Consider the following 15,545-nt stretch of genomic DNA (forward strand, 5'->3'; position numbering starts at 1 on the left):
GGTTCTCCGGGCTCGTCGCCTTCCGCGAGCCGTAGCCGACGCAGGTTCTCCGGGCTCGTCGCCTTCCGCGAGCCGTAGCCGACGCAGGTTCTCCGGGCTCGTCGCCTTCCGCGAGCCGTAGCCGACGCAGGTTCTCCGCGCTCGTCGCCTTCCCGAGCCGTAGCCGACGCCGGTCATCGGGCCGGATAACCTGCTTGCGCTACGGCTGGGTCGCGCGAGCCGTAGCTGGCGCATGCTATCCGGGCGTGATCGCATGTCTGAGCTACGGCCGGCGGGCGCGAGCCGTAGCGGACGCATGTCATCCGGCCGAATAGCCTGCCTGCGCTACGGCTCGGCCCGCCCGAACCGCACGCTTCGCGACAACCCTGCCTGTGTGTGGGTTTCAGGTGCGGAGCGCGCCCGAATCCCACACGCACCGGCGACCGCCCCGCGGTGCTCGAACGGGAGGGCTCGAACGGGAGGGCTCGAACGGGAGGGCTCGAACGGGCCGCTCGACCGGCGGCGGGTGGTCAGGCGACGACCAGGACCGGGGTGCCGGGGTCGATCTGCTGGAGCAGGGCTTTCTGAGCCGCCGCCGGCATGCGGACGCAGCCGTTCGAGACGCTGCGGCCGAAGGCGCTCTTCCTCGACCAGGCGTGGATCGCGGTGTGCGCGCCGCGCAGTGACGCCGCGAGGTTCTCCTTCTTCTCCGGGACGGTTCCCAGCACCAGCGCGTCGAGCCCCTCGTAGATGGCGCCGTCCGTCGTGGTCGTACCCATCACGAAGGTCCGCCCGAGCGGGGTCGGCGTGGCATCGGAGCCGACCGAGACCGTCCACGACCGCTGCTCGGCGCCCTCGCGCAGCCAGGTGAGCCGGTGCTCGCTGAGGTCGACGACGATGTGGTCGCGCAGCGGCTCCGGTTCCCAGCCCTCCGCGGGCACCCAGCCGATGCGCCGGTTGGACGAGGGGGCGAGCACCGCGACCCAGCCGTTGTCGCGGGCGACGATCGGCGCGACGGTTGGCAGGCCACTGATCTTTTTCGGCAGGTAGGCGCGGGGTTCGCCGCCGGGCGCGTCGTAGAGCGCCATCTTCTTCGCCGGGCGCAACGCCTCGGACGGCACCTCGAGGGTGCTGGCGCCGGGGTCCTCGGGCAGCCCGTCCGGACCGTCCGCATAGCTGATCACGGGCAGATCAGCGGGCGGGTCGGCGGCCGTCGGCGGTGTGGCCGCGACACTGGGCGACGAGGCGGGGGAGGGGGCGCCGGACGGGCTCACCCAGGTGCTGGCGACCGGGTCGGCGTCTCGGCCGCGGGCCAGCGCGACAGCCGCGCCGAGGCCGACGAGCAGCGCGGCCACCAGCAGAACCAGCAGGTACCGGCGGTTCCGGCTCGGCGGCTGCGCAGCATACGGGTCGCTCGGCATCCGACCAGGGTAGCGGTACCGCAGATCACCCGTCCGGGTGCGGCAGTAATCCTGGTAACTCCTACCTGCGCGACGGGGAATGCCGGGGATAGGGTGCAGGCATGCTGCGCAAGCTGGGATTCCTCACGATCGGGCTGTTCGACGAGGCCGATCCGCGCCGGGGCCACGAGTCGACCCTTGAGATCATCGAGCTCGGGGAGCGCCTCGGTTTCGACAGCGCCTGGCTGCGCCACCGGCACCTGCAGTTCGGCATCTCCTCGCCGGTCGCCGTCCTGGCCGCCGCGACCCAGCGGACCAGCCGGATCGAGCTGGGCACCGCTGTCACCCCGCTCGGCTGGGAGAACCCGCTGCGCCTCGCCGAGGACCTGGCCACTGTCGACCTGCTCTCCGGCGGCCGGCTCAATCCGGGGATCAGCGTGGGGCCGCCGATGAACTACGAGACCGTGAAGGACGCGCTCTACCCGGGGATCGACGAGGACTTCAGCTATGCACGGGCGGAGAGGTTCCTCGCGTGTGTCAGCGGTGAGCCGGTCACCGACTTCGCGGGGACGGTCGGCTTCGAGCAGTTCTCGAACCGGGTGCAGCCGCACTCGCCGGGTCTCGCGTCCCGCCTCTGGTACGGCGGTGGCAGCCTGCGGTCCGCGCAGTGGGCCGGTGAGCACGGCATGAACTTCCTGACCAGCAGCGTGGTGAAGGCCGAAGGCGACGAGACGAACTTCGCGGAAATCCAGCTGTCGCACGTCCGCGCGTTCCGGGCGGCGCATCCGGACGGTGACAAGGCGCGGGTGTCACAGGGGCTCGTGGTGATCCCGACCGACAGCGCGACGCCGGAGCAGCGGGCCCGGTACGCCGCCTATGCCGCGAAGCGCTTCCCCCGTACCCGAGCGCCGCAGGGACCGGCCCGGATGATGTTCGCGCCCGACCTGGTCGGGCCCTCCGCCCAGATCGCGGAATCGCTCGAAGCGCACGTCGCGTTCCGGGAGATCGACGAGGTGGCGTTCGCGTTGCCGTTCACCTTCGAGCACGAGGACTACGTGCAGATCTTGACCGATATGGCCCAGAGCCTGGGCCCGGCGCTCGGCTGGAAGCCCGCGAGTTAACGCATCCGGGAGAGGCGCGCCGCCAGGCCGTCCACGAACACGGTGAGGGCGAACTCGAAACTGTCCCGGTCGACCGTGTCGGCGTGCTCGCGCAGCCGGTGCGCGTCCACGAGCGCCGGGTAGCGATCGAGGTAGACCTGCACGTCGTCGACGAAGCCGCGCGAGAACGAGCCCATCGCCGCGCCCACCACCAGGTATTTCGTCGAGGCGCCGATCATCGTGGCCTCGCGGGCCGGCCAGCCGGCGGCGACCAGCCCGCCGTGCACCGCGTCGGCCCGGCGCAGCGAGGCGTCGCGCTGGCCGGGGCCTTGTGCCAGGAACGGCACGATGTTCGGGTGCTCGGCGAGCGCCGCGCGGTAGGAGCGCGCCCATCCGAGCAGGCCTTCCCGCCAGCCGTCCGCGAACGCGCTGGTCTCCACCTTTTCCATGATCTCGCCGGCGACGTCGTCGAGCAGTTGCTCCTTCGTCGGATAGTGGAAGTAGAGCGCCGGCGCGCTCACTCCGAGCGCGGTGGCCAGCTTGCGCATGCTCAGCCCGTCCAGGCCGTCCCGGTCGATGATCTCGAGCGCGGCCGCCCGGATGCCGGCCTGGCTCAGCAGGGGAGTGGTCGGCCGGGGCATATGAGGTCCTTTCGCGAAGCTGCCTAACGGTGTTAAGTTAGCACCCGTCCAGAAACCTGACAGCGTTAGTTTTACTGTATTTCCGGGAGGCGTCGTGGACCTCGGTCTGACCCAGGAGCAGGAACAGTTCCGCGACCTCGCCCGCGACTGGGTGGATCGCGAGATCGTCCCGCACGTCACCGAGTGGGATCGTGCCGAGCAGGTCGATCTGAAGATCGTCGGAAAGCTCGCCGATCTGGGCTTTCTCGGTCTCGGGATCGCCGAGGAGTTCGGCGGCTCGGGCGGCGACTTCCTCTCCTACATCCTGATGATGGAGGAGCTCGGTCGCGGCGACACCTCGGTTCGCGGCATCGTCTCGGTCTCGCTCGGCCTGGTCGCGAAGAGCATCCAGGCCCACGGAACGGACTCGCAGAAACGGCACTGGCTGCCCGGCATGTGCGCCGGGGAGACGCTGGGCTGTTTCGGTCTCACCGAGCCCGGCACCGGCTCCGACGCCGGGTCGCTGACCACCCGGGCGGTGCGCGACGGCGACGACTGGCTGATCACCGGCGAGAAGATCTTCATTACGAACGGCACGTGGGCCGGCGTGGTGCTGGTCTTCGCCCGTACCGGAGGCCCTGGACCGAAAGGGATCACCGCCTTCCTGGTTCCCGCCGACGCGCCGGGCCTGACCCGGCGCGAGATCAAGGGGAAGCTCGGCCTGCGCGGCCAGGCGACGGCCGAGATCAATTTCGATGGGGTACGGGTGAGCGACGCGAACCGCCTCGGCCGGGAGGGCGGCGGCTTCAAGATCGCGATGTCGGCCCTGGACAAGGGGCGGATCGCCGTCGCGTCCGGATCGGTCGGCCTGGCCCGGGGCTGCCTGGAGGCGGCCGTCGCCTACGCGCAGGAGCGCACCCAGTTCGGCAAGCCGATCGCCTCGTACCAGCTGGTCCAGGAGATGCTCGCGGACATGGCCGTGGAGACCGACGCGGCCCGGCTGCTGGTGTGGCGGGCCGCCGACCTGGTCGACCGGGGCCGCACGTTCGGCACCGAGGCGTCGATGGCCAAGCTGTTCGCCACCGAGTCCGCCGTGAAAGCCGCCAACCAGGCCATCCAGGTGTTCGGCGGGTACGGCTACGTCGACGAGTTCCCGGTCGGCAAGGCCATGCGCGACGCCCGCGTCACCACGCTCTACGAAGGCACCAGCCAGATCCAGAAACTGCTCATCGGCCGTGCGCTGACCGGTATCAGCGCGTTCTGAGGGAGATCGTTGTGAGTCGGGTAGCCATCGTCACCGGCGCCGCGCGGGGTATCGGCGCGGCCACCGCGCGGCAGTTCGCATCCGAGGGGGCGGCGGTCGCCGTCCTCGACCTCGACGCCGGTGCCTGCGAGGAGGTGGTCGCCGCCATTCGCGACGGCGGCGGCACGGCCGTGGCGTACGGCTGCGATGTGTCCGACGAGGCCCAGGTCGACTCGGTCGTCGACAAGGTCGCCGCCGAACTGGGCAGCGTCGACGTTCTGGTCAACAACGCCGGGGTCCTGCGCGACAACCTGCTGCACAAGATGTCCTCGTCGGACTGGGACATCGTGATGAGCGTGCACCTGCGCGGCGCGTTCCTGTGCAGCCGGGCGGCGCAGCGCCACATGGTGCCCCAGCGCTCCGGCAAGATCGTCAACACGTCGAGCGTGTCCGCACTGGGCAACCGCGGACAGGCGAACTACGCTGCGGCCAAGGCCGGGATCCAGGGACTGACCCGGACCCTGGCGATGGAGCTCGGCCCGTTCGGGATCAACGTGAACGCGGTGGCGCCCGGTTTCATCGTCACCGAGATGACCGACGCGACAGCGGCCCGGGTCGGTGTCTCCGCCTCCGACATGCAGGCCAAGGCCGCCGAGATCACGCCGCTGCGCCGGGTCGGCCAGCCCTCCGACATCGCCTCCGTCGTTGCCTTCCTGGCCAGCGACGCCGCGTCCTTCATCACCGGTCAGACCATTTACGTCGACGGCGGACGCCGTCTCTAGTAGGGGATCCTTATGCGTCGCACAGTTTTCAACGAGGACCACGAGGCGTTCCGGCAGACGCTGCGGACGTTCATCGAGGCCGAGGTGGCTCCGTACTACGACCAGTGGTTCGTGGCCGGCGAGGTTCCCCGCGAGCTCTACAAGAAGCTCGCCGAGCTGGGCCTCTTCGGCATCGAGGTGCCGGAGGAGTACGGCGGCGCCGGCATCGACTCGTTCAAGTTCGCCGCCATCCAGACCGAGGAGACGACCCGTGCCGGTGTCTCGTTCGGGGCGTCCGGGGCGCACGTCGCGCTCTGCCTGCCGTACCTGATGGATCTCGGCACCGAGGAGCAGAAGCGGCGCTGGCTGCCGGACTTCGTCAGCGGCGACAGCATGTACGCGATCGCCATGACCGAGCCCGGCACCGGCAGCGACCTGGCCGGCATGAGCACGACCGCCAAGCTGTCCGAGGACGGCACGCACTACGTGCTGAACGGCGCGAAGACCTTCATCACCGGTGGCGTGAACGCCGACAAGGTGATCGTCTGCGCCCGGACCTCGCCGGCCAGACCGGACGACCGCCGTTTCGGCATCTCGCTGCTGGTCGTGGACACCAAGGCGCCCGGGTACTCGGTCGGCCGCAAGCTGGACAAGCTGGGCCTGCGCACGTCGGACACCGCCGAGCTCGCCTTCGTCGACGTCAAGGTGCCGGTCGAGGACCTGCTCGGCGAGGAGAACAAGGGCTTCTCGTACCTCGGCAAGAACCTGCCGAAGGAGCGACTCTCGATCGCCTACGGCGCGTACGCCCAGGCCGCGGCGGCCGTCCGGTTCGCCAAGCAGTACGTGCAGGAGCGCAAGGTCTTCGGCCAGCCGGTCGCCACGTTCCAGAACACCAAGTTCGAGCTGGCCGCCTGCCAGGCCGAGGTGGACGCCGCGCAGGCGGTGGCCGACCGGGCCCTGGAGGCGCTCGACGCGGGTGAGCTGACCGCCGCCGAGGCCGCGTCGGCGAAGCTGTTCTGCACCGAGGTGGCGCACCGGGTGATCGACCGCTGCCTGCAGCTGCACGGCGGGTACGGCTTCATCAACGAGTACCCGATCGCCCGCCTCTACGCCGACAACCGGGTCAACCGGATCTACGGCGGCACCTCCGAGGTGATGAAGATGATCATCGCGAAGGACATGGGCCTCTAGCTCATCCCCCCGGCGATAGGCCCCGCTTGGGATGTATCGACGGTCATCACTTTCTGTCTAGGGTCGGGTCGTCCCTCCTCCAGGCAGAAAGGACCTTCGATGCGCCTCGTTCCCCGGGTGCTCCTCGCTGTCGCCGTCGCCGTGGTCGGTCTGTTCGGACCCGCCACGGCGGCGAGCGCCGACGATCCGACCGTCGGCCCGCTGGTCGTCGGCGGCCAGCCCGCCAGCGAGAACTACTCCTTCATGGTCTACGTCTCCGGTTGCACCGGTTCCCTGATCAAGGCCAACTGGGCGGTCACCGCCAAACACTGCCCGACACCCTCTTCGGTACGGGTGGGAAGCGTCAACCGGAGCAGCGGCGGCACTGTCGTCTCCGTCGTCCGGGCCGTCAACCACCCCCGGATCGACGTCAAGCTGCTCCAGCTCGGATCCTCGGTGACCTACGCGCCGGCGCCGATCCCGACGGCGTCCGGCGCGGTCGGCACCGCCACCCGGATCATCGGCTGGGGGCAGACCTGCCCGCAGCGCGGCTGCGGCTCCACCCCGCTCGTCGCCAACGAGCTGAACACGTCGATCGTGGCGGACAGCCGGTGCTCCGGCATCAACGCCGCGTACGAGATCTGCACCAACAACACCAACGGCAACGCCGGCGCCTGCTACGGCGACTCCGGTGGGCCGCAGGTGCGTCAGGTCAGCGGCCGCTGGGCACTGATCGGCGTGACCAGCCGGGCCGGCAACAACAGCTCGGTCTGCGCCACCGCGCCGTCCATCTACGGTGACCTGCCGTCCATCCGTACCTGGGTGAACACGCAGGTCGGCGGGCTTCCCGCCTGAGCCTGCGGCGAACCGGGCCGGTGCGGCAGACCGCGCCGGCCCGGTGCCGATACGCTGCCGTTCATGGCACTCCTGCACAAGGCAACGATCACCCCGTCGAAACTCGAGTTGCTCACCGCCTGGCTGCCCGGCCGGCCCTGGCAGGACGGGCCGATCGGTGCGGACCTGACCCGGGTGGCCGGCGCCCGCTTCGACGACCCGGACGGTGCGGTCGGCATCGAGACCCTGCTGGTCCGCTCCGGCGACGGGCCCGTCCTGCACGTGCCGCTGACCTACCGCGGCGCCCCCCTGGACGGCGCCGAGAAGCACCTGATCGGCACCTGCGAGCACTCGGTCCTCGGCACCCGCTGGGTCTACGACGCCACCGGCGACCCGGTCTACGTCGCCGCGCTGGTCGAGGTGATCCGCTCGGGCGGCGGCGCGGCCGTCGAGGAGATCGAGGTCGACGGCGGTCGGGTCACCCGGGAGACCGACCTCACGCTGACCGGCAGCGGCGCCCAGGTCCCGCCGGCCGGCCCGATCACCGGGCACACCGACGGCGACCCCACTGTGATCACCACGGGCCCGCTCACCCTGCACGTGAACCGGCTCCCGCTGATCGTCGTGGACCCGACCGACGACGGCGTGCTGACCGCGTGCTGGAGCGGTCAGGAGACCCCGGTGGTTCTGGCCCACCTCACCACTCACCCGGCGTGACCAGCCCGTACCCGTAGCCCCGGGGTCTCGCCGATCTTGGCGAATTGCCAGCCGTATGTGTGCAGCTCGCCAAGATCGCTAGCGGGAAGCCCCTGGGCGCGGCGCGGGAGCGGGCGGGGAACGGGCAGGGCGGCTAAAGGGCCTCGTCGGCTTTGCGGGCGGCGATCAGGACCGGGTCCCAGACGGGGGCGTAGGGCGGCGCGTAACCCAGGTCGAGCGCCGTCATCTCGGTCACCGTCATCCGGTTCCACACGGCCACCGCGAACGCGTCGATCCGCTTGGCCGCCTCGGCCTTGCCGACGATCTGGGCGCCGAGCAGCAGGCCGCTGTCCTTCTCCGCGATCACTTTCACGGTCATCGGGACGGCGCCGGGCATGTAGCCGGCCCGGTTCGTCGATTCCACCGTGGCGGTCACGTATCGGAAACCGGCGGCTTCCGCCTCCTTCGAGGACAGCCCGGTGCGGGCCACCTCCAGGTCGCAGATCTTGGTGATGCCGGTGCCGACGATGCCGGGGAACGTGGCGTACCCGCCACCGAGGTTGATCCCGGCGACCCGGCCCTGCTTGTTCGCGTGCGTGCCGAGCGGGACGTGCACCTGGCGGCCGCTCACCCGGTTGAGCACCTGCGTGCAGTCACCGGCCGCCCAGACGCCCTCGACGGTCCCCCTCGGGCCGATCACCCGCTGGCGCAGGTCGGTGGCGAGGCCGCCGGTGACGCCGAGCGGGATGCCGGCCGCCTCGGCGAGCTTGGTGTTCGGGCGGACGCCGAGACCGAGGATCACCACGTCGGCGGGGATCGTCCCGGCGTCGGTGAGCACCGCTCGGATCTGATCCTTCTCGGTCTCGAGGGCCTTGACCGTCACGCCGGTACGCAGCTCGACGCCGAGGTTCTCGACGGACTTCGCGACGAGCGCGCCCATGTCCGGGTCGATGGTGGACATGGGCTGCGGTGACTGTTCGACCAATGTCACCTTGAGGTCGCGCCGGACCAGGGCCTCGGCCATCTCCACGCCGATGTACCCGGCGCCGATCACCACCGCCGTCCGCGGCCGCGTCCGCTCCAGCCACTCCTGCACGGCCGCGCCGTCGCCGAGCGTCTGCACGCCGAAGACGCCCGCGATGTCACCGGCGGCCCAGGACGGACGGGTCGGCACCGCGCCGGCCGCGTAGACCAGTTCGTCGAACCCCTCGGTGAACTCCCGGTCCGCGGTCCGCACCGTCACCCGCCGCGCGGCCAGATCAATTCCGGTCACCTCATGGCCGGTGCGCACGTCGATGCCGCTGTCCTGGAAAGCCGCCGGGTCGCGGGCGATCAGCGCGTCCGGCCCGTCGACCATGCCGCCGACCCAGTACGGGATACCGCACGCCGAGTACGACGTGAAGTCCCCCCGCTCGAACGCGAGGATCTCCAGCTCGCCGGGTCCACGCCGTTTCCGGGCCTGCGACGCCGCCGACATCCCCGCCGCATCACCACCGATGACGATCAGTCGCACCGGTCCATTCTGCCCCGCGCCCGCGAGGCGGTACGCCGCCGGCGCTGTGTTACCGATGGATTTCCGGAAAGCTGCCGGTACCGGTTGCCTCTCGCATCAGCCGGGATCTATGGTGACCCCACCGCAACCAAACCCATCGTCCCCTCGCGCAGCGCCATCGTCGAAGCGCTTCGATGCCGGACGCCGGAAGCCTCAAGCCGACGCCGGAACCCGACACCCCGGCGAACCCCTCGAAGCGCCCTCTCGCCATGCCTTCCCACGACGGAGACCCTCATGCGAAAACGCGGCCTCGCCCTGCTCGCCGCAGCCCTGCTGGCAGTGCCCCTGGCACCCGGCCCCGCCCTGGCAGCCGATCCCCACTACCCCTTCCGCGATCCCGCCCTGCCGCTGGAGACCCGCGTCGACGACCTGGTCGGCCGGCTCACCCTCGACGAGAAGATCTCCCTGCTGCACCAGTACCAGCCCGCCATCCCACGGCTCGGTCTCGGCGTGTTCAAGTCCGGCACCGAGGCGCTGCACGGGGTGGCCTGGTCGAACAGTTACACCCAGAACGGCGCGAAGATCGACGCCACGGCCACCGTCTTCCCGCAGGCGGTCGGCCTGGCCAGCACCTGGGACCCGGAGCTGCTGCAACGGGTCGGCTCGGCGGTCGGCGACGAGCTGCGCGGCTTCCACGCGCAGGACCCGGTCGTCTGGGGACTCAACACCTGGGTGCCGGTCGTCAACCTGCTCCGCGACCCGCGCTGGGGACGCAACGAGGAGGGGTACTCCGAGGACCCGCTGCTGTCCGGCGCGGTAGCCACGGCGTACGGACAGGGCTTGCAAGGCCCCGACCCGGACCACCTCAAGACCGCGCCGACGGTGAAGCACTACGCCGCGTACAACAATGAGACGAAACGCGACGTGACCTCGTCGAACGTGCCGCAGCGGGTGCTCAACGAGTACGACCGGGCGCCCTTCAAGGCAGTTCTGCAGAACGAGGCCGCCACCGGCGTGATGGCTTCCTACAACCTGATCAACGGGCGGCCCGCGACCGTGGACCCGGACCTGGAGACGATCGTCCGGGACTGGTCCGACCGGCGCCTTTACAACGTCAGCGACGCCTGGGCGCCGACCAACCTGACCGGCTCGCAGGCGTATTTCGCGACCCAGGCGGAGGCGGACGCCGCGATCCTCAAGGCCGGCCTGGACAGTTTCACGGTCAACGACACGAACGCCGCGCCGACCGTGACCGCGATCAACGAGGCGCTCCAGCGGGGGCTGCTCACCGAGGCGGAGATCGACGAGTCGGTCGGCAACGCGCTGAGCATCCGTTTCCGGCTCGGCGAGTTCGACCCGGACGGCGGTCCGCACGCGGACATCACCCCGGACGTGATCGACAGCCCGGCGCACCGCGCCCTGGCCCGCGAGACCGCCGCCGAGGCCGCGGTGCTCCTGAAGAACGACGGCGCGCTGCCGATCGAGCCGGGCGGTGACGTCGCGGTGGTCGGCCCACTCGCCGACAAGCTTTACAGCGATTGGTACGGGGGACAGCTCCCGTACGAGGTGACGGTCCTCGACGGCATCCGGGAACGGGCGAAGACCGTCACCACGAGTGCCGGCGCCGACCGGATCGCGTTGAAGGAGGTCACGACCGGCCGTTACCTCACCGCCACCGGCGGCCCGGCCGGCCTCGGAACGACGACGGCCACCACGGCCGCCCAGTTCGACAGCGTGGACTGGGGCGACGGCGTGTCCACGCTGCGCAGCGTCGCCAACGGCAAGCTGCTCGGGTACAGCTGGGGGCCGTTCGTCACCGCGGAGGACGACCCGACCGGCTGGTACGTCCAGCAGCAGTTCAAGGTCGAGGAGCAGCCGGACGGCACGGTCGTGCTGCGTTACGCCGGTTACGAGACGCAGGAGTCCTGGTTCGGCGCGAACACCTATGTCACGGTGGGCGCCGACGGCAACCTCACCCTCGGCGCGGCGGACGCGGCGGGCGCGGCCCGGTTCGGCAAGACGGTGATCAAGGACGGCGTCCGGGAGGCCGCGGACGCGGCGCGGAGGAGCCGGACCGCGGTGGTCGTCGTGGGCACCGACCCGTTCGTCGCCGGCCGCGAGGCACACGACCGCACGTCGCTCGGCCTCGGCGCCCGGCAGGAAGACCTGATCAGAGCGGTCCGCAAGGCCAACCCGAACACCGTGGTGGTGCTGCAGAGCAGTTACCCCCAGTCGGTCACCTGGGCGCAGCGGCACGTGCCCGGCATCCTCTGGACCACCCATGCCGGCGCCGAGACCGGGCACGCGGTCGCCGACGTGCTTTACGGCGCGGTCAACCCGTCGGGCCGGCTCACCCAGACCTGGCCGCGCTCGGAGAGCCAGTTGCCGGCCGACCTCAACCAGTACGACATCATCAAGACCGAGCAGACCTATCTCTACAGCGACGAGAAGCCGCTCTATCCGTTCGGCCACGGTCTCTCGTACACCAAATTCCGGTATGGCACGCCATCGGTGAAGAACGGCCGGGTCAGCGTGACGGTCACCAACACCGGCGCCCGGGCCGGCGACGAGGTCGTTCAGCTTTACACCCATCAGCGGACCTCGCGCGACGTCACGCCGGAGAAGCAGCTGCGCGGTTTCCGGAAGGTGCACCTCGCGCCCGGCCGGTCGACGACGGTCACCCTGGAACTGGACCGGAACGATCTGGCCCGCTGGGACATCACCCGGCAGCGCTGGGTGGTCGAGAACTCGGTGCACGACATCCTCCTCGGCTCGTCGTCGAGCGACATCCGGGCGCGGGCCACGCTCGCGGTGCGGGGCGAGACGATCCCGGCACGATCCCTCACTGATAGGACGCGGGCGGAGACGTTCGACGATTACAGCGGCGTCCGGCTTCTTGACGAGACCAAGGAACGTGGCACTGTCGTGGGCGCGAGCGCGGCCGGCGACTGGATCGCGTTCGAGGACGCCGCGCTCCGCGGCGGGCGGACCCTCACGGTCCGTGCTTCCGGCGCCGGCGCCGTCGAGGTCCGGCTGGGTTCGCCCTCCGGGCGCCTGCTGGGCACGGCCAGGGTGAGTGACACCGGCGGCATGTACCGGTACGCGTCGACGACCGCGCCGCTGACCCCGGTGACCGGCCGTCACGACGTCTACCTGCTGCCCAGCCCGGGCTTGCGGCTCGCAACGTTCAGCATCAACTGACCCCCGACCCCGCGTGTGGATTTCAGGCGCGCTCCGCACCTGAACTCCGCACGCGGGGAGGGTCCAGCGCCTGCGTGTGGAACAGGGGCGCGCTCCGCACCTGAATTCCACACGCGGGGAGGGTCCAGCGCCTGCGTGTGGAACAGGGGCGCGTTTCGCACCTGAATTCCACACGGGGGGAGGGTCCAGCGCCTGCGTGTGGAACAGGGGCGCGCTCCGCACCTGAACTCCACACGCGGGGAGGGTCCAGCGCCTGCGTGTGGAACAGGGGCGCGCTCCGCACCCGAATTCCACACGCGGGGAGGGTCCAGCGCCTGCGTGTGGAACAGGGGCGCGCTCCGCACCTGAACTCCGCACGCGGGGAGGGTCCAGCGCCTGCGTGTGGAACAGGGGCGCGCTCCGCACCCGAACTCCACACGCGGGAATGGGCCGCGCTCCGCACCGGAAGTCCCTGCGCGGGGCGTATCAGTAGGATTCGACGAGGGGAGCGGTCTTGGGTAAAGACCGGGCGACTTGGGGAGGCGCAGTGCCGACGATCAACGACGTCGCCCGGGCAGCCGGGGTCTCGCCCAGCACGGTGTCGTACGTTCTGAGTGGCCGCCGCCCGATCTCGGCCGAGACCCGCGCCCGGGTCCAGGCCGCCATCGCCGAGCTCGGCTTCCACCCGCATGCCGGCGCCCGTGCGCTGGCCAGCAGCAAGACCAACGTGCTCGCGCTGGTAGCGCCGCTGCGGGTGGACGTCAACGTGCCGGTGATCATGCAGTTCGCTACGGCGGTGGTGACAGCGGCCCGCGCGCACAACCACGACGTGCTGCTGCTGACCAAGGACGAGGGCACCGCCGGGCTGGAACGCGTCGCGCACAGCACGATGGTGGACGCGTTGATACTGATGGATCTGGAACGCGACGACCTGCGGATTCCGGCGTTGCGCCGGCTCAAGCAGCCGTCGGTGCTGATCGGGCTGCCCGCCGACCACACCGGGATCGCCTGTGTGGACCTGGACTTCGCGGCGGCGGCCCGGCTGGCGCTGGAGCACCTGGCCGGGCACGGCCACCGGCGGATCGGCCTGGTCGGCCCGTCGCCGGCGGTCTACAAGCGGCAGACGACGTACGCGGACCGGTTCCTGAGCGGGTTCCTGGAGGCGTCGGCGACGCTGGATCTGCGCACTGTCACGCATCCCTGCGAGCCGGGCGCGGCCGGTGTCCGGGACGCGCTGGCCGACATCGACGCCCAGCTGCCGGACCTGACCGCGCTCGTGGTGCACAACGAGGAGGCGCTGCGCCCGCTCCTCGATCTGCTGCACGCGAGCGGCCGCCGGGTCCCGGAGGACATCTCGATCGTGGCGATCTGCCCGCAGGACGTGGCGGTCAGCATGCCGGTCGACCTCACATCGATCGACATCCCCGCTCACGACGTGGGCACGCTGGCCGTGGAGACCGCGATGCGGTTGCTCGACGGCCGCACGGTGGAGTACACACGCCTGCTCGCGCCCCGTCTCGTGGAGCGCCGGAGCTGCCGGGAAATCTCCCCGTCACACCGTTGACATGAATGGCGCTCGTTCCCTAGCGTCTCCCGCAAGGCCGTTGTCGAAGCGTTTCGACGCCTCGCCGTCGAAGCGCTTCGACAGCCTGCCGGAGACCCCGTGCCGGAACCCCGGAAACCCCTGAAACCCCGAAGACCCCCTGAAACCCGAGAACCCAGTCCCCCTGGGAGGACCCGTGTTCAGATCACGAGCCGCTGTCGCCCTGCTGCTCGCAACGTCCCTGACCCTGGCCGCGTGCGGCGGCGGCGGTGACGACGCGGACGAGGGCGCCGACGCGAAGACCCTGACCCTCTGGCACTACGAGGGTCCCACCAGCGCCATGGGGATCGCCTGGAACAAGGCGATCGAGATCTTCAAGTCCAGCCACCCCGGCGTCGAGGTGAAGTTCGAGGAGAAGGGCTTCGAGCAGATCCAGCAGAACGCCCAGATGATCCTCAACTCGGACAGCGCGCCGGACATCATGGAGTACAACAAGGGCAACGCGACCGCCGGCCTGCTCTCCAAGCAGGGCCTGCTCACCGACCTGAGTGAGGAGGCCACCTCGCGCGGGTGGGACAAGAAGCTCAGCCCGAGCCTGCAGACCACCGCCAAGTACGACGAAGACGGCATCATGGGCAGCGGCAACTTCTACGGCGTGCCCAATTACGGCGAGTACGTCATGGTCTATTACAACAAGGACCTGTTCGACAAGTACAAGCTCGCCGTGCCGACCACCCTGGACGAGTTCACCCAGGTGATGGACACGTTCGTTGAGAACAAGATGACCCCGCTCGCGGTCGGCGGCGCCGAGTACCCGGCCCAGCAGATCTTCTACGAGCTGGCGCTGGCCAAGTCGGACCGGGCGTTCGTCGACGACTACCAGCTCTACAAGAACACTGTCGACTTCAAGGGGCCGCAGCTCACCTACGGCGCGCAGACGTTCGCCGACTGGGTGAGCAAGGGGTACATCAGCAAGGACTCGGCCGGGATCAAGGCCGAGGACATGGGTGTCTCGTTCACCCAGGGCAAGTTCCCGATCCTGATCTCGGGCAGCTGGTGGTACGGCCGGTTCGGCGAGGAGATCAAGAACTTCGAGTGGGGCAGCTTCCTCTTCCCTGGCAACACCCTGCACCCGGGTTCGAGCGGCAACCTCTGGGTGGTGCCGGAGAAGAGCAAGGCCAAGGCCCTGGCGTACGACTTCATCGACATCACCATGTCGCCGGAGGTGCAGGCCCTGCTCGGCAACTCGGGCGGTGTCCCGGTCGCGGCCGACCCGTCGCAGATCACCGATCCGAAGAACAGGGAACTGGTCGAGACGTTCAACAAGATCTCGACCGGCGACGGTCTCGCGTTCTACCCGGACTGGCCGGCGCCCGGCTACTACGACGTGCTCGTCGCCGGTGTGCAGGGCCTGATCAACGGCTCGAAGACGCCCGACGCGTTCCTCGACGAGATCGCCAAGCCGTACCAGGAGAACCTGGCTGACCTGGGCAAATGAGTGAGTCGCGGGCGGTGGGTGACCACCGC

12 protein-coding genes are annotated in these 15,545 nt (G+C 70.0%); 9 read left to right on the forward strand and 3 right to left on the reverse strand.

Annotated elements, in window-relative coordinates; genetic code table 11:
• Positions 1–509 precede the first annotated feature (509 nt).
• On the reverse strand, positions 510–1,400 hold the full coding sequence (locus AB0F72_RS29715) for a L,D-transpeptidase family protein (RefSeq protein ID WP_360437751.1): 891 nt from the start codon (positions 1,398–1,400) through the stop codon (positions 510–512).
• A 101-nt stretch (positions 1,401–1,501) separates the two neighbouring features.
• Between AB0F72_RS29715 and AB0F72_RS29720 the strand changes: the two genes are divergently transcribed.
• Entirely contained in the window at positions 1,502–2,500 is a 999-nt protein-coding gene (locus AB0F72_RS29720) for an LLM class flavin-dependent oxidoreductase (protein WP_360437755.1), read from the forward strand.
• On the opposite strand, the gene AB0F72_RS29725 is transcribed toward AB0F72_RS29720, so the two are convergent.
• A complete protein-coding gene (locus tag AB0F72_RS29725; protein WP_360437758.1) occupies positions 2,497–3,120 on the reverse strand; it encodes a TetR family transcriptional regulator in 624 nt (207 codons plus the stop codon). The two genes, AB0F72_RS29720 and AB0F72_RS29725, sit on opposite strands and share 4 nt — an antisense overlap.
• Before the next feature lie 94 nt (positions 3,121–3,214).
• On the opposite strand from AB0F72_RS29725, the gene AB0F72_RS29730 reads away from it, so the two are divergent.
• From AB0F72_RS29730 to AB0F72_RS29750, 5 genes are all read left to right on the forward strand, one after another.
• On the forward strand, positions 3,215–4,363 hold the full coding sequence (locus AB0F72_RS29730; RefSeq protein WP_360437761.1) for an acyl-CoA dehydrogenase family protein: 1,149 nt from the start codon (positions 3,215–3,217) through the stop codon (positions 4,361–4,363).
• Positions 4,364–4,368: 5 nt separating this feature from the next.
• Complete coding sequence (gene fabG / locus AB0F72_RS29735) at positions 4,369–5,124, forward strand: 3-oxoacyl-ACP reductase FabG (protein ID WP_360437999.1); 756 nt, start codon at positions 4,369–4,371, stop codon at positions 5,122–5,124.
• Between the two features lie 12 nt (positions 5,125–5,136).
• Positions 5,137–6,294, forward strand: a complete 1,158-nt coding sequence (locus AB0F72_RS29740) for an acyl-CoA dehydrogenase family protein (protein ID WP_360437764.1) — start codon at positions 5,137–5,139, stop codon at positions 6,292–6,294.
• 99 nt (positions 6,295–6,393) lie between these two features.
• On the forward strand, positions 6,394–7,128 hold the full coding sequence (locus AB0F72_RS29745; RefSeq protein ID WP_360437767.1) for a trypsin-like serine protease: 735 nt from the start codon (positions 6,394–6,396) through the stop codon (positions 7,126–7,128).
• Between the two features lie 63 nt (positions 7,129–7,191).
• Positions 7,192–7,824: a hypothetical protein gene (locus AB0F72_RS29750; protein ID WP_360437770.1), complete on the forward strand. Its 633-nt coding sequence runs from the start codon at positions 7,192–7,194 to the stop codon at positions 7,822–7,824.
• Positions 7,825–7,957: 133 nt separating this feature from the next.
• Here the strand turns inward: AB0F72_RS29750 and AB0F72_RS29755 are convergent, their stop codons facing one another.
• Entirely contained in the window at positions 7,958–9,316 is a 1,359-nt protein-coding gene (locus tag AB0F72_RS29755; protein ID WP_360437773.1) for an FAD-dependent oxidoreductase, read from the reverse strand.
• Between the two features lie 273 nt (positions 9,317–9,589).
• On the opposite strand from AB0F72_RS29755, the gene AB0F72_RS29760 reads away from it, so the two are divergent.
• The 3 genes from AB0F72_RS29760 (at position 9,590) to AB0F72_RS29770 (ending at position 15,516) form a co-directional block, all read left to right on the forward strand.
• Positions 9,590–12,496: a glycoside hydrolase family 3 C-terminal domain-containing protein gene (locus AB0F72_RS29760; protein WP_360437776.1), complete on the forward strand. Its 2,907-nt coding sequence runs from the start codon at positions 9,590–9,592 to the stop codon at positions 12,494–12,496.
• A 526-nt stretch (positions 12,497–13,022) separates the two neighbouring features.
• Entirely contained in the window at positions 13,023–14,039 is a 1,017-nt protein-coding gene (locus AB0F72_RS29765) for a LacI family DNA-binding transcriptional regulator (protein ID WP_360437779.1), read from the forward strand.
• Between the two features lie 175 nt (positions 14,040–14,214).
• Complete coding sequence (locus AB0F72_RS29770; protein WP_360437782.1) at positions 14,215–15,516, forward strand: extracellular solute-binding protein; 1,302 nt, start codon at positions 14,215–14,217, stop codon at positions 15,514–15,516.
• The last annotated feature ends 29 nt before the right edge of the window (positions 15,517–15,545 follow it).

This window comes from Actinoplanes sp. NPDC023936, from assembly GCF_040639325.1.
In the GTDB taxonomy this organism is placed as follows: Bacteria; Actinomycetota; Actinomycetes; order Mycobacteriales; family Micromonosporaceae; genus Actinoplanes.

What these genes read in the sequence shown, in the direction of transcription:
- AB0F72_RS29725 (WP_360437758.1), bottom strand. Translation starts at nt 3,120, where the DNA reads ATGCCCCGGCCGACCACTCCCCTGCTGAGCCAGGCCGGCATCCGGGCG.
- AB0F72_RS29750 (WP_360437770.1), top strand. Translation starts at nt 7,192, where the DNA reads ATGGCACTCCTGCACAAGGCAACGATCACCCCGTCGAAACTCGAGTTG.
- AB0F72_RS29760 (WP_360437776.1), top strand. Translation starts at nt 9,590, where the DNA reads ATGCGAAAACGCGGCCTCGCCCTGCTCGCCGCAGCCCTGCTGGCAGTG.
- AB0F72_RS29740 (WP_360437764.1), top strand. Translation starts at nt 5,137, where the DNA reads ATGCGTCGCACAGTTTTCAACGAGGACCACGAGGCGTTCCGGCAGACG.
- AB0F72_RS29745 (WP_360437767.1), top strand. Translation starts at nt 6,394, where the DNA reads ATGCGCCTCGTTCCCCGGGTGCTCCTCGCTGTCGCCGTCGCCGTGGTC.
- AB0F72_RS29720 (WP_360437755.1), top strand. Translation starts at nt 1,502, where the DNA reads ATGCTGCGCAAGCTGGGATTCCTCACGATCGGGCTGTTCGACGAGGCC.
- AB0F72_RS29715 (WP_360437751.1), bottom strand. Translation starts at nt 1,400, where the DNA reads ATGCCGAGCGACCCGTATGCTGCGCAGCCGCCGAGCCGGAACCGCCGG.